A 19,825-nucleotide genomic window follows, 5' to 3' on the forward strand; every position below is an offset into this window, starting at 1 on the left:
TAGATTAAAAAGAATTGAAATGAATTAAGGTGAAATAATGTCAGACAACTATATTTATCAACAAAAAAATAGGTTAATTAATTATTTAAAAGATGCTGGTTTTATAAAAACTAAAATAGTCGAAGAGGCTATTAGTAATGTAGATAGATCAATTTTTGTTCCACCAAAATATATTAATGAGTCATATGAAGATAAACCTTTAACAATTGGGTATGGGCAAACAATAAGTGCTCCAAGTATAGTCGCTTATATGACAGAGCTGTTGGAATTAAAGGAAGGTGATAAAATATTAGAAATTGGGACTGGTTCTGGGTATCAGACAGCGATATTATCATATATAGTTAAAGAAAAAGGTTTAGTAATATCAATTGAAAGAATTAAAGAGTTATCCGAGACTGCATATAAAAACCTAGAGAAGCTAGGTTTACACAAAAACGTTAAACTTATTGTAGGAGATGGATCTATAGGTTATGAAAAAGAAAAACCTTATGATAAGATATTAATAACAGCTGCCTCTCCCAAGATACCTAACTTTGTTTATGATCAATTAAAAAATGGCGGGATAGCTGTTATGCCAATTGGATCTATTGAAGAACAAAAATTAACCATTTTAAAAAAGGACGACTTGGGTCAAATAAATATTAGATATGATATAGGTGTAATTTTTGTACCATTGATTGGACAAAATGGTTTTAAATTGTCTAATACTCAAATTAACTAGCTCAATGTTTCTTAAAAGTAAATGGGAATTTTTATTTTAATATTTTAAATTATTTTGTATAATTAAGTAACATCATTTTTAATGAAATATTCAAAACAATTCCTTAGAGTTAATATTTTTAATGGCAAATTATATTATAAGTTAATTTTCGGATATTTCAAATGTATAAAAATTCTTAAAATTTAGAAAGAATAAGCTTAATCAAAATGAAAATAATATTATTTTTTAACCCTTAATTAGTTCTTAATTAAAAAGAAGTAGGTGAAAAAAATGGGTGCTAGAGTAAAAGTCATATCAGAAATAGAAAAAATAATGTCAAATATAGAACAGGTTAGAAATATAGGTGTTATTGCTCATGTAGATCATGGAAAAACTACAACTAGCGATACGTTGTTAGCAGGAGCCGGAATTATATCCGAAAGAGTGGCTGGCGATGCATTACTTCTAGACTATTTGAATGTAGAAAAAGAAAGAGAAATGACTGTTAAGGCAGCTAATGCAAGCCTTTATCATGAATTTAATGGAAAACCCTACGTTATTAATCTAATCGATACCCCTGGACATGTTGATTTTACTGGTATGGTTACGAGAAGCCTTAGAGTCCTAGATGGAGGAATAGTAGTCGTTGATTCTGCAGAAGGAGTTATGACTCAGACAGAAACAGTATTAAGACAGGCATTGGAAGAGAGAGTAAAGCCTGTCTTATATATTAATAAGGTAGACAGATTGATAAAGGAATTAAAATTTGGCCCCCAACAAATCCAAGAAAGGTTTGTAGAGATAATAAAAGATGTTAACAATTTAATAGATATGTATGCTGAGCCAGAGTTCAGGAATAAGTGGAAAATTAATCCAGCAGAAGGTAATGTAGCTTTTGGCAGTGCAAAAGATAAATGGGCTTTAACTGTACCTGATGCGGCAAAAAAGGGCATAACATTTCAGCAAATAATAGATGCATATTCATCAAATAATAAAGATAAAGTAGTCGAGCTGTTTAAGAAAGCTCCTATATGGGATGCATTATTAAATATGGCTGTTAAATTTATACCTAATCCTAGAGAAGCTCAAAAATACAGAATTCCTAAAATATGGAAAGGAAATCTTGATACTGATTTAGGTAAGGCTATGATGGAAGCTGATCCGAATGGGCCATTGGTATTTTATGCTAATGCAATAAAAGTAGAGAAAGCAGGTATTGTTGCAACAGGTAGAGTCTTTTCAGGAACCTTGGAACCAGGAAAAGAGGTATATATTGTTTCAAGCGATCGTAGTGGAAGAATATTACAGGTAAGCTTATATATGGGTCCATTTAGAGAATTAACAAACAAAATACCTGCTGGTAATGTAGGAGCTCTAATGGGTATAGAAGGCCTTAAGTCAGGAGAAACTTTAGTTGAGCTGTCATATAAATCTCAAGCAGCACCTTTTGAACAGCTTCATTACATAAGTGAACCTGTTGTAACATCTGCTATAGAGCCTGCAAAGTTACAAGATCTACCAAAAATGATAGATGCTTTAAAGAAGCTTACTCTCGAAGATCCAAACCTTGTAGTTAAGATAAATGAGGAAACTGGAGAATACTTAATTTCTGGTATGGGGCAGCTTCACCTAGAAATAGCTATGTGGATGCTAAAAGAATTATATGGAGTAGAGGTAAAAGCAAGTCCACCTATAGTTGTTTATAGAGAGTCCGTTAAGCAAAAAAGTGAAACATTTGAAGGAAAGAGCCCTAACAAACACAATAGGTTCTATATAAGCGTTGAACCTTTAAATGAAGAGACTATAGAGCTTATACATAAAGGTTTGGTTAATGAAGATCAAGATCCCAAAGATAGAGCTAAAATATTAAGAGATAAAGCAGGTTGGGATTATGATGAGGCAAGAAAGATATGGACTATAGATGAGAATATAAACATCTTTATTGATGCAACATCAGGTGTGCAATACCTTAAAGAAGTGAAGGATACCATATTAGGAGGCTTTAGAATTGCTGTTAAAGAAGGTCCATTGGCTGCAGAGCCTGTTAGAGGACTTAAAGTGTCACTTCACGATGCAGAAATACATGAAGATCCTGTCCATAGAGGTCCTGGACAAATATATCCTGCTGTAAGAAATGCCATATGGGCTGCTATGTTAACATCAAAGCCAACACTTCTTGAGCCTATTCAGAAATTAGATATAAAAGTTCCAATGGATTATTTGAGCCCAGTAACTGCAATAATAACTAAGAAAAGAGGAAAGGTTTTAGATGTAAAACAAGTAGGTATGCAGGTTTCAGTAAGTGCTGAAATACCTGTTGCCGAAAGCTTTGATATATCACAGGAATTAAGAGGATCTACTGCTGGAAAAGCTTTTTGGGGAACAGAATTTAGCAGATGGGCTCCAGTACCAGATTCAATACTTGAAGATTTAATAAAGAAAATAAGGGACAGAAAGGGACTACCACCTAAGCCTCCAAAACTTGAAGATCTATTAGGGCCTTAGTAAATAATTTTCGTAAATTTTATTGAGTCAAAAATTTCATTTTCATATTTTCTCGATTTAATTTTTATATAATCGTTTTCTGTTATTAGACCTTGCCTATGCATTACAATAGCACAACTATCTGTAACAACAGAAGTAGCTAGCCCACCTTCAGATAATAAATCAAGTCCGCTATTTATATCTGGAACTGAAAATCCACAATGTCCTTCAGGATGTGTATGCATATTAAAGACTACTCTTATAAAGGGTATTTTTACTTTAAGCAATTCTCCCTCTAATATTGATAAATATCCATTGTTATCATACATAAATAAAAATTCTATATTAGTTAAGCTGGTTTTCTTTGTAAAAGGTTTTATTATATCCAAATCTGTTTTAAATGGAATATATGGAATAAAATTATAAACGTCTTTTATGCTAATATAATCCTTAATATTTGGATCTTTTTTAATTAAAATCTCTTTACCATCAATTTCAGTAGAATAATCTTCGAACTCCCATGGGGTATTAATCTTTAATTCTATTATATTTCCGCTAATTTTTTTAAGTAATGATCTAAAATCTAAGATATCTTTTTCTACTTTTGCATCAAAAAGGTTATATTCATCATCATAAGTATTTTCTATTTGAATTATCAATTTACTAATGATTGATAGGATTTGGGAAGCATTAGTCTTCTTTAATTCTTGGTATTTTTTGCTCAAATTTTACCCTCGCTTTTTTCTAATTAAAGATTAATATATGGGTAATATAACTTTTTTTAAATTTTAAGGCTTGTTATCATAATTGTAAATTCTTCGCTTTTTTTAATGTCATCAATTAACTTTCTACTTAGATCTATAGCTGCTTTATTGCTTCTTATTAAAGCAGTTGCGGGTTCTATATAATTGCTCTTTCTGAATATAATTTTGTTTTCGTGTGATAGTATAAGGTCCTTATCTCCATAGCCTATTAAGCTATCACAATAGTTATTTGTGCAAAATACAACAAATATTTTGCTTCCATTTTTTATGTCTTCAACTAACCATTGTGGAAAGTCTTTTGTAGATGCTTCAGACCTTATTCCTATTATGCAATCCCCTCTTGTTGTTAAAAAATTATCTTTGGTTATTTCTATTGTAGACCTATGAGTTGCTCTAACATTTTCATGTCCATATGCTTTAAATACGAACCACTTAGATGTATATTCAAACGGACTCAAAATATCAACCTTTATTGCCATAGTAATTTTCTAATGAGCTAAATCCTTTAGACCCTTTTTTATATGGTACTTTTATAATTTCTTTGATTTTTGATGCTTTTTTTTCTCCTATAATGCTTGCTAATTCAGAAAGGCTTGAGTTAAAGAATTTTTCTAAAGAGCCAAAATGATCTAATATTTTTTCAGCATTTTTTTCTCCTATACCCGGGAAAGATTGCAAAATGTAAAGTTGCCATTGCCTACTTTCATCTAACTTTGGTTTTTTATGCACAACTACTTCATTATTTTTTTTGTTTACAAATGATTTCCTAATAATTGATTCGATATATTCTGCAGTGGATAATTGATCTAAACTCCAAAGAACTTTAACGTTAAATTCTATTATTAATGTAACCAAAGCAGATTGAATTTGTTTTTCTCTGTTTTTATAATAAAGTAATGATCTTCTAAAATCTCCTTCAACGATATATATTATATTTTGATATTTTGCTGACATTCTTTTAGCCTGCTCAAATAGCCTTCCATCGAATAGAGATTTCACAAAATCTGGAGCACTTTTTCTTTCTATAATTATTCCTTCAGGAGTCATATAGTCTCCTTCTTCTAGTTGCCTTCTAATTACCATAATTCCCATCGATTCCAATAATTTAGGCACACCAGACGTTTCTTCTCTAGAATCGGCATAAATTCTATATTTCTTTGTTTCCATTTTTAATTTCACTTTTGTTGCACATACTATTTATAAGATTTACTAAATAACTGAAAAATTTTTCCTTTTCAATATTTTCGCTTTCCTGTAAAGAAACAATTGATGCACCTTTGTGACCTCCTCCTTCTCCGTGAAATTTTTCTCCTAATAACTTAGCTATATAAGATGCGTCTAATCCTTTCAACAAAGCTCTATCAGATAATCTTATAGAAATTCTGTTGTTTTCACTTTCTTTATTTTTTATAACAAAAACAACATCAGCGCCGCTTTGAATTACACTATTTGATACTAAGGATTCATAGGATCCTATTTCCGTTAAGGCAATTATCAAATCTTTGCATACTTTTCCTATTAATAGCCTAGAAAGGCCTTTAAGTTTTGCAATCCTAATTGATAAATCTTCTTCGAAATATTTTATGATGTTGTGATAAATAAATATTGATTTTTTATAGTTTCCGTGTTCTGTTAAAAAAGCTAAAGAATCAAAAGTATTTTTCCTAGCTCTTTCTAATTTGTTGCTATCAAATATTATACCTAATATGGCTAAGTTTGAAATTTTTTCATCTAATGGTAAATTTAATTCTTTTGAAAAAGTAACGACTAATTCTGTAGTAGAGGATGCTTCATCGTCAATATAGTGTAATTTTGAATTCTTATACAATTGCCCTTCTGAGTGATGGTCTATTAATATTAAAATTCCTTTTTTTGGCTTTGAAACAATATCTAATACTTGCTCTAAGCCGGCTGCATCTAAAATAATTAATTTGTCATAATCTGAGTTGCATTCATTAATATCAATGTTTAATTCTTTTAATGCTAGTTTTGATTCTTTAGCTATTCCAGGTTTTATATCAATACAGCAATTACTATTATATTTCTTACATATTTGATATGTTATTAAAGAAGAAGCTATGGCGTCTATGTCTGCGTTAGAATGAAAAGAAATACCTATTTTATCATTACTTATCTCTTGAATAAAATCTAATAAAAAATTTTGTGAATTAGTTTTTATCAAAATAATTACCTATTTTTAACTTCCTGCCCCTCCAATTCCTCCTTTAGTTACAGGACCTCCGATGCCTGATAACAATTGTTTTAATTCTACTGCAATTTTATCTATTTGTTCCTTTACCATTGATTCTTGATTTTTAAGTGCTTTTATTCTTAGTTCCAAATCCTCTTTCTTGGTTTCAAGTTCTTTTTCCAAATCCTCTTTCTTGCTTTTTACTAAAACAAAACCGGTCATTTTATACAGTTCGGCATCAGGCCCCAATACTTTTAATTTCTCTAATACCTTTTCAATTTCTCCTAATGATGACTCAGCATTCATTCTTTCTTGGACTATAACATTATATGAGTCTCTTAACTGCAAATATTTATTATATTTTGCTTCAGCTTCAGGCGGAACTCTTTCTACCAATTTTCTCCCCATAGTTTTTGTTATAGCACTTCCTTTTATTTTTACGTTTGTGTAGATTTAAAGGTTTTACTTCGATGAAATAAAATATTTTCTATTTTTCATTTTATAATCAAATAAAGACTCCTATAGGATCTAAGGATTTAACTCATTATGGATTATATTCTAGTTTTTTATTCGTATTCTATACAGCTCCTTGGTATTGCATAACCTTGTTATTGTATAAGTAGAGATTATTTATCTTCTTTGACATTAAAGTTAGCAAGGACTATTAACTATTTTAATTAAAAATAAAATTTGAAAGCTTTAGATTAATGATAAAGTCATAAATGCATTCCTTAAGAAGTAATTAATAGTTTAGTTTATCAAAACCCGTATAAAAATATTTATTAGAAATAACTATACAATACAAAAGTAAAAAAATAAATAAAACTCCTAATACTTATTTGATACGTGAAGGGTGAATTTAATTTGTCAATAGCCTATAATACATTTGTAATAACTGCGAATTCGATGGTAATAGTACCAATAGTAGTTTTCCTATTATTAGTGGCAGTAATATATCTTTTGAAATGGCTATTAAAGGCTAGTGAAGATGTAGAAAAAACAGAGCCATATAAAAAATTACCATTTGAATCTGCCAACCCACCAAAAGGAGTAGGTAAAGGGAAAGTTTCATTTCAATATTTTGGTTATTTAGTTATGTTTTTAGCCATGGAACCGGCTGTTGTGCTTCTAACCTTTATAACTATTGTTCCTAAAACACTAATATTTCATGCCCTTCTATTATATTTAGTATTAGTTTTAGTATTTGCCCCTTTGTTGGCATATGCTGCATATGAGGCTAAGAAAATTAGAAAATGGGTTTTGGATTGAGGTGATTTGTAGATATGAGTAAAAATGAAGAGAAAGGAAATGGAGAGGAAAAAGGTAGGTTTTTTATAGGAGATTTAGATACAGCAGCTGAAATGGCCAAGAATGCTCTTTTAAAAGGGACTATTGGGAAGATGGTTGATTGGGCTAACGCCTTTAGTCTATGGCCTGTTCACTTAATGACTAGTTGTTGCGGCTGTGAAATAGGGGCTGCATGGGGACCTAGATTTGATAACGAAAGATATGGATCACTTCCATGGGTTTCACCAAGGCAAACTAACTTAATTATAGTGGAAGGAACCGTTACAAAGAAAATGGCTTGTTCTGTTAGGATTACATGGGATCAAATGCCTTATCCAAAGTTTGCTATTGCTATGGGAGCTTGTTCACTTGATGGAGGAATATTCTATAATAGTTATAACATAGTTAGACCATGGCAAGTGATACCTATTGATGTTTATATACCGGGTTGTCCGCCGAGACCAGAAGCAGTATCTAGGGCTATTGTAGAATTGCAAAAATTGCTAAGAAATAAATCTATAGCAGCTAATTGGATAAAAGAAGCAAAGCGTGAAGATATGAAAAATATTATACCTAAGGAAGATTTATGTGGTTGGAGAGGTGAAAAAGTTGATCTCAATACAAGATTTACTTAAAAATGTATTAAAAGATAATGTTATTAGCATTGAACAAAACAAAGGTTATTTAGATGTATTAGTACCAACAGAGAAACTAGTCGAATCTGCTAAGAAATTAAAGGATTCTGGTTTTGATCATGTAAAATCTGTCACAGCCATTGACTATATCGCAAAGAAACAATTTAAAATAACATATCATATATCAAGTTATTTAAACGAGGAACTATCTAAGTATATTATAGGATTGTCAACTATAATTAATAGAGATAATCCTCATTTACCAAGCCTATCTAGAATATGGGTGAGCGCAGAATTCCAAGAAAGAGAAGTCTATGAATTCTTTGGAATAACATTTGATGATCATCCAGATTTACGTTTATTGCTATTAACTCCAGTAATAGCAGCATTGAAACCATTAAGAAAAGATTACGTTGTTAAAGAGGAGAGCGATGATATAGAGGTAGACTATGTAGCATATAACGCAAATAAATGGTGGTGAAATTATGGAATCAAGTACTTCAGGTAGTGTAGTCCCTCATTTACCTGGTATGGAAGTAAGTGAATTGTCCAAGAATACCTATGAAGTGTATATAGGACCTGCACACCCTGGATCAGGACATATGAGAATTATAGTAGAAGTTGATGGAGATATAATGGTAAGAGTAGACCCTGATATAGGCTTTGTTCATAGAACAATGGAAAAGTTAGCAGAAGGAAGAGATTGGATAAAGAATATTCCTTTGTTTGAGAGGATGGCAATATTAGATGCATGCAATATAACTCTTCCATACGTTGAGGCTGTGGAGAAGCTGTTAGGCACAGAACCTCCCGAAAGAGCAAGATATTTGAGAACATTACTCTGTGAAATAAACAGAATAGCTAGCCATTTATATGGTATGGGTATATTTGGAGTATTTTTAGGGCATTCTACTCTTTATATGTGGGCGTTCGGAGATAGAGAGGTTTTCATAGATTTAGCAGAGCAGATGTCTGGAGCTAGGTTAACTCATTCATATCCTGTATTTGGTGGTGTTAGGAGAGATATACCAGATGATTTCCCAGAAGGAGCAAGGAAAGCAACTAGATATATGAGGAACAGACTTAATGAATATGCAAAGATTTTCTTAAACAATCCAAATATAAGAAGTAGGTTAGAAAATGTTGGAGTGATGTCAAAGAATTTAGCTACTGAATTAGGCATTGTTGGTCCTAATTTAAGGGCTAGCGGTGTAAGATATGATGTAAGACTTAACGAACCCTACGAAGCATATGGAGAATTAGAATTCGAAATACCTGTATTTGAAGAAGGAGATTCTTTAGCAAGGGCATGGGCAAGAGTAGAAGAAATTAGACAAAGCCTAAACATAATTGATAAGGTGGTTGACTGGCTTGAGAAGCATCCTAGAGAAAACTTTATGCATGAGAAATTCTGGAAGACAGCTCCTAAGTTATATAAAGATGTATATACAGGTCAAATAGATTATGCAGGTAAATATAGGGTAAAATTAATGCCACTGTTTGCATCTCTTAAGGTTCCTCCAGGAAAAGCGTTCGCAAGAGTCGAAGCAGGAAGAGGAGAAATGGTTTATTATGTAGAAAGCGATGGTAAAGATGTTCCATATAGGGTAAGGGTTGTATCGCCTTCTTTTAGGAATGTAATAGCATTCAAATATTTAATGCCTGGCCATAGATTAATGGACTTACCAGCCATATATGGTAGCTTTGATTATTTCCCGCCTGAATGGGATAGGTGATCTTTATGATTACATGGTATTTGGTTTATAGGATAATAGTTGATGATATAATATTTTACCCTCCAATATATCAATTTTTAATAATACCTGGATTAATTGCGGCTCTATTAGTTGCTTTATTTATAATATGGTTTGAAAGAAAAGCAGCAGCTTTTGTGCAAATGAGATATGGGCCAAGGGAAATCGCACCAAGGATTGGAGGGGCAATACAGCTAGTAGCTGATCTAACAAGGTATGCATTGCAAGAAATTATTATTCCTGAGACTGTAGATGTTTTGCCTTATATATTGTCACCAATAATCATGATAATTCTTGCATTGTTGCCATTGGAAGCAGTTCCTTTAACATCAATTAGAACTTATTTCCCAATACCGCCTGATTATAGCTTATTAATAGCAGTTGCTTTGAGCACTTTATCTCCACTGTTTGTAGTTTTAATGTCATGGGCAAGTAATAATAAATTTGCTGTTGTTGGAGGAATAAGAGAATCTTTTATAATAACAGCTTATGAATTAATTGCGGTTTTAGGCTTTTTGTCAGCTGCAGCTATGACCCAATCTTTTAATATAGTTAATATAGTAAATATACAGATGTCTGGAAAATGGTTAGGTCTATTAAACCCAATAGCTTTATTGGCTGTTTTTATAGCAGTATTGATGTCTACTAGTGGATTTCCATTTGAAATACCTGATTCAGAAAGTGAATTAGTTGCTGGCCCATATACTGAATATACGGGGCTATTATACGGGCTTAATATGGGAGGAGGTTACATAAAAAGATGGGTCTTTAGCATCTTGATAGCTTTAGTATTTTTAGGAGGTTGGGCGCCATATAAGCCAGTGCCTGGTATAATTACTGGTTACTTTATACCAAGTCTTATCGTATCGATAAAAGCATTAATAGTTATGGCAATAATGAGTTTCTTGAGAAGCGTTTATGGAAGGTATAGAGTTGATCAGGCTTTAGGAATCGCGTGGGAAATCCTAATACCTTTAACTTTAGCCGCATTTGGTTTAGGCTTAGCTGAGGCATATTTTGGTATAATATGAGGTGAAATAAATGCCAGCAAAAGTTGCATTAAAGAGGAATCCCAAAAAGAATCCATTAGGTAGGGTTTTTGTAGGTAACATAGGAGCTTTGGCTATAGGTTTGAAGTATTTTTTGGATCCAAATAGGATTACCTTGTTATATCCTCATGAGTATATAAAATTAAGGCAAGGTTATAGGGGCTTTATAGTTTTAATTCAAGACAAATGTATTAGTTGTTCTTCATGTGCTAGGATATGTCCAGCAAGAGCAATGAAAATGTTATCTGTTAAAGTTTTTGATAAAAGGTTAAAGAAGGAAATGGTCAAAAAATTCCCTGTTATAAATTATAATAGATGTATATTTTGTGGTTATTGTGTAGATGTATGCCCGGCAGAAGCTTTGTATCATGTTCCATATCATGATTTAGTGTATATGAACATGCAAGATATGATATTATCTTTAGAGAATTTCCAAAAAGAACCAGAAAATGTTTCAGCAAAAGAGGGCATACCAGTTAGATATGTGTTTGATGAGAAAAGAGGTTTAGTAAAAATTAAACAGGAAGAAGAGAAAAAAGAGATTTCACAACCTGTAGAACAAACAAAACAACAAGAAGGTGCAAAACAGCAAGCAAACAATCCAGAACCAAAATCAGTTAATAAAGGAGGTGTTAATCAATGAACCCCATACTATCTTTACCTTTGTTCGCGTTATTATTAGGGGTTGCAGCTATAATAGCAGCATATTATGTTATAAAAGTTAAAGACTTGGTTTATGCAAGCTCAATGTTAGCAGTTTTAGCTTCTCTGATAGCTGCACTGATAGCGCTTTTAGGATTTGGAATAGTATCAGCATATCTAGTCTTAGTTTATGTGGGGGCAGCTGTTATGTTTATAATAATTGCTATTTCAATGGTAGGAGTTAGGGGAAGAGAATCTAAAGAACCTTTTTTAGGCTTTGCAGCTGCTTCTTCTATAGCTGTTACAATAGGCATAATAGTATTAGCTGGAAAACTCTATAATTTATATTCATATCCAGAATATGTTTCAGTTACACAAGCCGCTTCTGGCCTTTTATCACATTACTTGCCAGTAATAGCATTAATAATAATAGCTCAAGCTGCTACATTGGTTGAAGCTATAAGCATAGCAAGAAGGGGTGAAAAAGAATGATAATTATAGATCAATTAACTGGAGCAATAGTTATGGTAATATCTGCCATAATAATTGGAATTGGAGCTTATGGCGTTACATCATCAAGAAGTTTGTTTAGGCAACTGCTATCTATAGAGGTTATATTTAATGGGTTATTAGTTTTAGTTTTGTCTTTATTATCATTTAATGCCATAATAGCAACTTATTTTGGTATAGTTATAATAAGTGTCGTTTCGGCAGAAGTTATAGTAGTTGTTTCTATTTTGGTTGCATATATGAGGGAATCTAAGTCAGTTAGCTCTGAAGATCTTGAAGAAGGGGGTGTTTGATAGTGTTGTTATCATTTCCCGCTTTGTGGTTAACTATTTTGCTACCTATATTACTTGGCATATTGGCGTGGCTTCTAGGTAAATATGAAAGTGCAGTTAAAGCTTTAATATACTTGTCAGGATTTGTATTATTAGTCCCACTAGCGTTAGTATTATCTTATTATGCATCTGGTGAAATATCTAAAAGTATAGTCGACCCTATTTATATAAACCTAGTATCATATAGAATTGGAACCTTTTATCTCGGCATAGATGGTCTATCAGCTCCTATAGTGATTGGGATATCTATAGTTACAGCTTTTGTTTCATTTTATAGCATCAAGTATATGACTAAAAGGATCGAAGAAATGAAAGAAGAAAATGAAAAGGTTCCTAATTTGGGCGTTTATGCATTTTTATATAATATATTTGCAGTTACAATGCTTGGAATTGCATATTCAAGCAACTTAATTGAATTTTACATATTTTTAGAAGGTACATTAATTTCGTCATTTTTATTAATTGCATACTATGGTTATGGCGATAGGAAAAAGATATCATTGCTTTATTTTGTTTGGACTCATATAGCAGCAGTATTGTTATTAACCGGAATTTTGTACTTTGGATATCTTGTAGGATCTTTTAATTATATGACATTATTAAATGGCTCCTTAACACCTATAGGTTCAGAAGAAGCAATATTAGGTGGTGCAACAACAATTATTGCACTCTTAATGCTTATAGGTCTCTTTGTTAAGATGGCAGTATTTGGAGTTCATATGTGGTTACCATATGCGCATGCAGAAGCACCAACACCTATTTCTGCTTTGTTATCACCAAACTTGATAGGACTTGCGGGATACGCTATTGCTAGATTTGTTTTCCAATTTTTCCCAACAACTATGTTAACTTGGAGACCATATTTGTTAACTCTTGCATTTGTAACAATAATTTATGGAGGATTAGTTGCTCTAAGACAAAAAGATTTTAAGAGATTTTTAGCATATTCAAGCATTAGCCAGATGGGTTATATGTTATTAGGATTAGCGACTTTAACATCATATGGCATTATTGGAGCAATGCTTATATATTTATCTCACGCAATCGGTAAGGCAATATTATTCATGTCTGCTGGTGTCTTTATTACAGAACTTAAAAATCTTAGGGATATAACTAAGATGGGAGGGCTTGCTAGGAGATATCCTTTAACTGCAGCTCTCGCTTTGTTTGGATTTATGAATTTAACAGGATTACCGCCAAGTGTTGGCATGTGGAGTGAAATATTAGTTGTTATGGGATTAGTCCAATCTTATATGCTAAGAAATCTAGCTTCTCTTATAGGTTTTACTGCTTTGCTTATAGTTTCTCTAACATTAACTGGCGCATATTCATTTATAATGATGAGAAGAATATTCTATGGACATTCTAGAAGTAAAATAGAAGGAAGCGAAAAAATCGATGTATTTAAATTATCTATATTAGGAGTTGCTATATTTGGTTTTGTGTTTTTCTTAGTCATAAATCCTCTTATATCAAGTCTAAATACATCAGTAATAACTTTTATAATATCATCTTTGGGTAGGTGATTATAAATGATTACTGTATATTCAAATTGGTTTGAATGGAGTTCAATATGGTTGTCTCCTTTTATAGGTGCAGGTATTTTAGCCTTATTATGGCTATTCAATGTGAAAAATGAAAAAGTATATAACATAATAAGCGTCTTAGGCATATTTATATCATCAATAGTATCTTCTGTAGCATTGTATGATGTTTTGATAAAACATGAGATAATAGTTGCTGAGACTTCAACGTATTGGGTAAGTTTACTTAAAATTAAAGTGGGCACATATTTAGATGGTCTTGGGGCTATAATGTCTACAATAGTTTCATGGCTTAGCTTTTTAATAGCCGTATATAGCATAGAATATATGAAGAAAGATTGGGGAGTTCAAAGATATTTCTTCTTTATATCATTCTTTGTAGGTAGCATGCTATTACTTTTAACTGCAAGCAATATGATATTAATGTTTATAGGATGGGAAGGAACAGGTCTTGCAAGCTATGCTCTAATAGGTCACTGGTATACTGATGAGGAAGAATATTGGGTAGGGGTTCCAGGAAGAAAAGCGTTAGGATTACCAATGTATTTTGAACCAAGCACTAGTGGTATAAGAGCTATTCTATTTACGAGAGTTGGAGATGTAGGCTTTCTAGTGGGATTTACTTCATTATTCTTTATTGTAAATAGCTTTAGTATTCCTACTATAGCCTCTACTGCAGGAACTTGGATGAGTCTCTTAGCATCTAAAGGAATGTTAACTGCTTTTTTGCTTATATTTACGCTAGGCGCATTAGCAAAGAGCGCACAATTCCCATTCCATGAGTGGTTAGTAACAGCTATGACAGGTCCAACACCTGTTTCTGCATTAATACATGCTGCAACAATGGTTAAAGCAGGTGTTTACTATATATTGCGTTTTGCCCCTATATTCTTTATAGGAGCAATAGCTGCAAGTTCTTTAGCAGTATCGCAAACACAGGAATATTTTTATATTGTAGCAGGATTAGCAGTCACGACAGTATTTATTATGGCAACTATGGCCATAGTAAGCAATGAATTTAAATTAATTCTAGCTTATTCAACTGCTGAATACTTAGGTTATATGATATTAGCTGTTGCGGCAGGAGGATTATTTGTTGTAACTCATAATTATACAGCTATGGCGGATGCTGAATTAGCTGGTATAGCAATGCTTTTAGCTCATGCAATATTTAAAGCAGCTTTATTTTTAATAGCTGGATATGCATTGCATGCAACTGATAGCAGATTTATTGATTATATGGGTAATTTCTCAAAATATATGAAAGTGACAACGATATCTATGTGGTTAGCTGGTCTAAGCTTAGCAGCAATACCTCCATTTAGTGGTTTCTTTGCAAAAGAATTAGTGTTAGAAAACGTTGCAAAGACAGGCTATTTAGGAATTTACATATTTGCGGTTTTAGCAGTATTTTTCACAGCTGCCTACATATCTAGGCTAATCATAAGGGTATTCCATTCCCCACCATATCAAGAATCAAAAGAACATCATTTGCATGAAGCCCCTATATTAATGCTTGCTCCATATACAATATTAGCTTTAGCAGCCCTCGTTTTAGGTATTTTATGGTTCTATACAGGTAAAGGATTGGAAATAGGGATATTTGAAACTTTAGGTATACAGGCATCTCCAGCATTTAACGTAGTTGTTGATGCATCAACTATTATTATAACCACTTTGATTGTAATTGACTTCGCAATAATAGCTTATCTCTATATAAGAAGATATAACTTTATGGCAATGCTTGATAGGAGCTCTGTTCTCAAATCACTGCATACTTTCTTATATGATAGATGGTTCATAAATTCAGCTCTATACTATTTGTTCTTATACTCATTCATGGGATTATCATGGCTAATGGGAGTTATCAATACCGCTATAGATTTATTCTATCACTATGTAATACCTAAAGCTGGAGAATTAGCATCAAAAGGATTAAGGGCATTTTTCAGAGGCAGGACAGATTATTTGATAGCCCTTTACATAATTATGGCAAGTATCGTTATATTAATTGTATTCTTTGGATGGTGATAAATGATGTGGGAAGTAGGAATTATTGAATTTTTCTTATATCTGACATTGGCTATGGGGTTAATTTCACCTATATTAGGGATAAGAAACGATAAAAGCGATTGGCCTGTTGTAATAGGAATTGTTGGAATAGGTACCTTTTTTGTTGTATCTTTATTATCATTATATGCCAGCTTCCAAAATATACTTATATTTTACAATGGATTAGTGATTCAAGATTCGTTCACTTCTTTAATCCTATTGGGTTCATCCATAGCATCAATAATTTACATCATTGCAGTAGGTAAAGATGGACTTAAATGGTCAAGCAGACCTGCTCTATATAGCTTAATACCTTTAGTATTATTTGGTTTGTTCTTCTTATCAGGGGCAACTGATGCATTAATGATACTGGCATCATGGCTTCTAGTATCTGTTGCAAGCTATGTGTTTGTTTCATTACCAGATGGAAAAGAAAGCAAGGAGGCTTCTATTAGGTATATAATGGTAGGAATGATAGGTACATTGATATTGGCTTTCTGGGTAGCGTCGTTTGCAGTTTCTCCTAGACCAGATTCAAGTAGTTTTCTATTAACATCATTAACCCCAACAACAAAATCAGGTTTTAGTATAGTTGGGTTAACAGTTTTGTTGCTAATAGCAGCTTTAGGGTTTAAGGTAGGTTTATTCCCATTCCATTGGTGGTTACCAAGTGTGTATGGAAGAGGCGATGGTAGGGGTATATCATTTGTTGCTGGTATAATTAAGTTAGGATTTATAGCAATAATAACTAGATCAATAGTTATTATGGCATCTTCAATAAACGGTATAAGTCCCATAGCGAGTTATGCAGCCCTTTTAATAGCCTTTTTATCTGTGGCAAGTATGGTCTATGGCAATATAGCTGCTTTAACATCAAGGGATTTCCAGGTAATATTATCTTATAGCAGTATGGCTCAAGTTGGTTATATTTTTGCGGCTATTGCTGCTGCAGCATATTTTTCAGGAAACTCTGAAATAAGTCTTTTAAGACTCGCTCTATTTGCAGTTGCGTTGCAATCGATAGCATATGGCATTGCAAAAACACCTTTATTTGCATTTGTTGGAAAGACAAAAAGAGAATTAAGTGATTTACATGGATTGCTTTCATCAAATCCTGCAGCTGCGATTTCTGCTTCAATATTACTTTTCAGCCTTTTAGGTATACCACCATTATTAGGTTTCTGGGGGAAACTTTACTTGTTTTTGTCTGCCTCAGGATATAGTATATGGCTTGTGCTGTTGGCATTGATTAACAGTGGAATAAGTGCGGTTTATTATATTATTGCATCAAGAGAAATATTATCTAAAGGTGAAAATAAGATAACAGTTGGAAAAGGTTACACCGCTGCTTTAATTATTTCAGCCTTAGCATTAATTATTATTGGTTTGTATGCACCGTTTTTATTAAAATCTATAGTAAACATTTATTATTAATTTTTTTTTTTGAAAATGCCGCCGCCGGGATTCGAACCCGGGACCTCCGGATTACTCAGGCTTTATCGATTTCGGTTAAACGCCGTATGAGTCCGGCGCTCTAACCTCCTGAGCTACGGCGGCCCATTGTTAAATGAGAAGCTTGTTTGAAATTTAACCTTTTCTTTAGAATACTTTCGGTAAAATTTTATTATTTTCAATTAATTGTATAGTTATGTTTATACTCGGGTTGCTAAAAAGTTTCATAGGTAATACTTATGATCGGTGAGATAATGAGCGAATTTAATAAAAAGGTAGACGAATTGAGGATAGTTAGTTTTAGAATAGATACTGATACTTTATTTAAGTTGGATAAAATAACTTTAAAAACAAAAAGTAATAGAAGTGAAGTTATAAGAAAGGCTATAGAGCAATACTTAAAAAATGAAATTAAATAATTTTTATATTGATAGTCGATACAATAAATCATTTATGAAAGAACATCTTCATAAATATAGGGATAAAAAATGGCAAATATTTGGACTTATTTAATAGTAGGATTAGTAATAGGCGCCGGTATAGGTTACGCGGTTGTTTCAAAAACTACTAAAACAGTTACAACTACACCCCCTACAACTACAACTTCACAACAAACAAGCGTATTTACGGTTGGTGCTGCTGGAACTCTAAAGTTTTCGTTTGGTAAATTAATTAATTTGACTAGCACTTATTATCCAGGACTTGGTATTGGAACACCAATGTTTAAAGGTAGTGGAGAAGTAGCGCAAACCGAGAATACAACTAAAGAATTTAGTATAGTTGCTTCTGCAGATACAACGACAATTCCATCAGTTTTGTTCCCTAATATAGCTAACTATGAAATAGCTTTTGGAATAACTCAAATGGTAATAATTGTTGATTTACAAACTGCAGCAGGAAAACAGGTATATAGTCTATGGAAAGAAACTCAGAATATGCAACCTTTATCAAGCCAATGGAACCAAACATGGAAGGAAATATTTTCGATAATTGCGTCTAATCCATCAACAGTGATTGGAGTATCTAATCCCTTTACTGATCCTAGTGGGTATCAAGCTCAATGTGTCTTAAAACTGGCAGGCTTATCATTCTTTAATAATGCATCATATTTATATAATTCCGTTTATAATAATCCTTCAAAATATCAGATGAGAAATACTGAAACGGATTTACTTACATTAATGGCAACAAATAATTTGGTTTCATTCATATTATCAGCTTATATGTCTAATGCTTTACCTCAAACTAAGAACTATCAAAGCGAAGGATATAATATAACATACATAACTTTACCGCCTTTAGTAAATTTGGGTAACTTATCTTACGTAAACTATTATCATAATGTTAACGTGACTTGGTCAGAACTAGGCCAAACAAAAACTTTTACATGTAATCCAGTAGTATATACGATAACTATTCCTAAGTATGCACCTTATCCACAAGCTGCAATAAACTTTATCTTATTGCTATACAGTCCTCAAGGACAACAGGTATTAAAGAGTAATGGTATACAACCAATAGTACCAGGTGTAGTTTATGGAAATTACTCAAGCGTTCCATCAGTAATTAAGCCCTTTGTAATACCGGTTAATGAGACTAATTTGATGAGCATATTCCCATGAGTGAAAAATTTTGAAGAGGGTACAAATATTTTTTATTTTTTCTTTAATATTTTCTCTAATTTTTTTAATATTTTTTGTTTATCCAATAACTGTTCTCCTATTAGTAGGTAGCAAAGGCATTATATCATCATTAAAAAATGAATCATTTCTTGCTGCGGTCTATGTTACTTTGATTATATCTACTACAGCTGCGATCTTTGCAGTAATATTTGGTTTACCACTAGGCTATATAATAGCTAGATACGAATTTAAATTTAAGAGCGTAATAGAGACCATTATAGATATACCTATAGTAATACCCCATGTGGTAGTAGGAATAATGATAGTATTGGCATTCTCTTCTCAATATGGTTTAGGGCCTTTCTTACATAGGTTTGGAATTAACGTTATAGATACAATATTAGGAGCAACTCTTGCCGTTTCTTATCTTTCTTCAACATACACAATTAGAATTATAGAATCTTCAATAAAAATGATAGATCCTGAAATGGAACTAATATCTAGAAGTTTAGGGGCATCACAAATGAGAACTTTCTTTAACGTCATTCTGCCAAATATATGGAAGTCTGTTGCTAATGGTGCTCTTTTGACATGGGCCAGAGCAACATCTGAGGCAGGGGCTTTATTTATTGTAGCATATTATGTTTTATTTGGGAAAACAACTGTTTATCCATCATCCGTATATATCTATGAGAGTTATGTAGGTTTAGGACTGATAGATGCAGTTAAGTTTTCTGCTGCATTATTAGTAATAGTAATTAGTATATTTATCTTATTCAGATTGTTCCTAAACTTGAGGAGATAAAG

General features: G+C 32.4%; 21 protein-coding genes and 1 tRNA gene. 16 read left to right on the plus strand and 6 right to left on the minus strand.

Annotation, left to right across the window (positions count from 1 at the left end):
• Positions 1-37 precede the first annotated feature (37 nt).
• Together pcm and ACP5GV_RS01460 are read left to right on the plus strand one after the other, a co-directional pair.
• Entirely contained in the window at positions 38-721 is a 684-nt protein-coding gene (gene pcm, locus ACP5GV_RS01455; protein ID WP_428101881.1) for a protein-L-isoaspartate O-methyltransferase, read from the plus strand.
• Positions 722-991: 270 nt separating this feature from the next.
• On the plus strand, positions 992-3,205 hold the full coding sequence (locus ACP5GV_RS01460; protein WP_428101883.1) for an elongation factor EF-2: 2,214 nt from the start codon (positions 992-994) through the stop codon (positions 3,203-3,205).
• Here the strand turns inward: ACP5GV_RS01460 and ACP5GV_RS01465 are convergent.
• The 5 genes from ACP5GV_RS01465 to ACP5GV_RS01485 are packed head-to-tail and all read right to left on the minus strand — an operon-like array spanning position 3,202 to position 6,535.
• Positions 3,202-3,909, minus strand: a complete 708-nt coding sequence (locus ACP5GV_RS01465; RefSeq protein WP_428101885.1) for a hypothetical protein — start codon at positions 3,907-3,909, stop codon at positions 3,202-3,204. The genes ACP5GV_RS01460 and ACP5GV_RS01465 overlap by 4 nt on opposite strands.
• Before the next feature lie 56 nt (positions 3,910-3,965).
• Positions 3,966-4,427: a DUF371 domain-containing protein gene (locus tag ACP5GV_RS01470; protein ID WP_428069157.1), complete on the minus strand. Its 462-nt coding sequence runs from the start codon at positions 4,425-4,427 to the stop codon at positions 3,966-3,968.
• Entirely contained in the window at positions 4,411-5,115 is a 705-nt protein-coding gene (locus ACP5GV_RS01475) for an ERCC4 domain-containing protein (protein WP_428101887.1), read from the minus strand. The genes ACP5GV_RS01470 and ACP5GV_RS01475 overlap by 17 nt, the downstream gene beginning before the upstream one ends.
• The gene (locus tag ACP5GV_RS01480) at positions 5,096-6,130 is read right to left on the minus strand and encodes a DHH family phosphoesterase (RefSeq protein WP_428101889.1); all 1,035 of its coding nucleotides are present in this window, start codon (positions 6,128-6,130) and stop codon (positions 5,096-5,098) included. Before ACP5GV_RS01480 ends, ACP5GV_RS01475 begins: the two co-directional genes overlap by 20 nt.
• A 15-nt stretch (positions 6,131-6,145) precedes the next feature.
• Positions 6,146-6,535: a prefoldin subunit beta gene (locus ACP5GV_RS01485; RefSeq protein WP_292319426.1), complete on the minus strand. Its 390-nt coding sequence runs from the start codon at positions 6,533-6,535 to the stop codon at positions 6,146-6,148.
• Between the two features lie 468 nt (positions 6,536-7,003).
• Here ACP5GV_RS01485 and ndhC point away from each other — a divergent pair, with 468 nt between their 5' ends.
• From ndhC to nuoN, 11 genes are read left to right on the plus strand one after another with little or no spacing between them, the layout of a single operon-like run.
• The gene (ndhC, locus tag ACP5GV_RS01490; protein WP_428101891.1) at positions 7,004-7,408 is read left to right on the plus strand and encodes an NADH-quinone oxidoreductase subunit A; all 405 of its coding nucleotides are present in this window, start codon (positions 7,004-7,006) and stop codon (positions 7,406-7,408) included.
• Positions 7,409-7,422: 14 nt separating this feature from the next.
• Positions 7,423-8,061: an NADH-quinone oxidoreductase subunit B gene (locus ACP5GV_RS01495; protein WP_292319424.1), complete on the plus strand. Its 639-nt coding sequence runs from the start codon at positions 7,423-7,425 to the stop codon at positions 8,059-8,061.
• On the plus strand, positions 8,027-8,542 hold the full coding sequence (locus ACP5GV_RS01500; RefSeq protein ID WP_428101893.1) for an NADH-quinone oxidoreductase subunit C: 516 nt from the start codon (positions 8,027-8,029) through the stop codon (positions 8,540-8,542). Before ACP5GV_RS01495 ends, ACP5GV_RS01500 begins: the two co-directional genes overlap by 35 nt.
• Positions 8,543-8,546: 4 nt before the next feature.
• Positions 8,547-9,797 carry an NADH-quinone oxidoreductase subunit D gene (locus ACP5GV_RS01505; protein ID WP_292319422.1) on the plus strand — a complete coding sequence of 417 codons (1,251 nt, stop codon included), beginning with the start codon at positions 8,547-8,549 and terminating at the stop codon, positions 9,795-9,797.
• A 5-nt stretch (positions 9,798-9,802) separates the two neighbouring features.
• Complete coding sequence (gene nuoH / locus ACP5GV_RS01510) at positions 9,803-10,846, plus strand: NADH-quinone oxidoreductase subunit NuoH (protein WP_292319421.1); 1,044 nt, start codon at positions 9,803-9,805, stop codon at positions 10,844-10,846.
• A gap of 10 nt (positions 10,847-10,856) precedes the next feature.
• Entirely contained in the window at positions 10,857-11,507 is a 651-nt protein-coding gene (gene nuoI / locus ACP5GV_RS01515) for an NADH-quinone oxidoreductase subunit NuoI (RefSeq protein WP_428101896.1), read from the plus strand.
• Entirely contained in the window at positions 11,504-11,998 is a 495-nt protein-coding gene (locus ACP5GV_RS01520; protein ID WP_292319419.1) for an NADH-quinone oxidoreductase subunit J family protein, read from the plus strand. The genes nuoI and ACP5GV_RS01520 overlap by 4 nt, the downstream gene beginning before the upstream one ends.
• Positions 11,995-12,309: an NADH-quinone oxidoreductase subunit K gene (locus ACP5GV_RS01525; protein WP_292319418.1), complete on the plus strand. Its 315-nt coding sequence runs from the start codon at positions 11,995-11,997 to the stop codon at positions 12,307-12,309. The genes ACP5GV_RS01520 and ACP5GV_RS01525 overlap by 4 nt, the downstream gene beginning before the upstream one ends.
• Before the next feature lie 2 nt (positions 12,310-12,311).
• Positions 12,312-13,874 carry a complex I subunit 4 family protein gene (locus ACP5GV_RS01530; RefSeq protein ID WP_428101898.1) on the plus strand — a complete coding sequence of 521 codons (1,563 nt, stop codon included), beginning with the start codon at positions 12,312-12,314 and terminating at the stop codon, positions 13,872-13,874.
• A gap of 6 nt (positions 13,875-13,880) precedes the next feature.
• Complete coding sequence (locus ACP5GV_RS01535; protein WP_428101900.1) at positions 13,881-15,923, plus strand: NADH-quinone oxidoreductase subunit L; 2,043 nt, start codon at positions 13,881-13,883, stop codon at positions 15,921-15,923.
• Between the two features lie 6 nt (positions 15,924-15,929).
• Positions 15,930-17,378 (plus strand): NADH-quinone oxidoreductase subunit NuoN, encoded by a 1,449-nt coding sequence (nuoN, locus tag ACP5GV_RS01540; protein ID WP_428101902.1) that lies wholly within the window; start codon positions 15,930-15,932, stop codon positions 17,376-17,378.
• Between the two features lie 16 nt (positions 17,379-17,394).
• Here the strand turns inward: nuoN and ACP5GV_RS01545 are convergent.
• A tRNA-Met gene (locus ACP5GV_RS01545) sits at positions 17,395-17,501 on the minus strand.
• Positions 17,502-17,650: 149 nt separating this feature from the next.
• Here ACP5GV_RS01545 and ACP5GV_RS01550 point away from each other — a divergent pair.
• The 3 genes from ACP5GV_RS01550 to ACP5GV_RS01560 all read left to right on the plus strand — a co-directional run bounded on the left by ACP5GV_RS01550 (position 17,651) and on the right by ACP5GV_RS01560 (position 19,823).
• Complete coding sequence (locus ACP5GV_RS01550; protein ID WP_292319414.1) at positions 17,651-17,815, plus strand: ribbon-helix-helix protein, CopG family; 165 nt, start codon at positions 17,651-17,653, stop codon at positions 17,813-17,815.
• A gap of 69 nt (positions 17,816-17,884) precedes the next feature.
• On the plus strand, positions 17,885-19,018 hold the full coding sequence (locus ACP5GV_RS01555; RefSeq protein WP_428101905.1) for a substrate-binding domain-containing protein: 1,134 nt from the start codon (positions 17,885-17,887) through the stop codon (positions 19,016-19,018).
• A 10-nt stretch (positions 19,019-19,028) separates the two neighbouring features.
• Complete coding sequence (locus tag ACP5GV_RS01560) at positions 19,029-19,823, plus strand: ABC transporter permease (RefSeq protein ID WP_428069175.1); 795 nt, start codon at positions 19,029-19,031, stop codon at positions 19,821-19,823.
• Positions 19,824-19,825: the final 2 nt, after the last annotated feature.

Origin of the sequence: Caldisphaera sp., from assembly GCF_049974385.1 — an archaeon.
In the GTDB taxonomy this organism is placed as follows: domain Archaea; phylum Thermoproteota; class Thermoprotei_A; order Sulfolobales; family Acidilobaceae; genus Caldisphaera.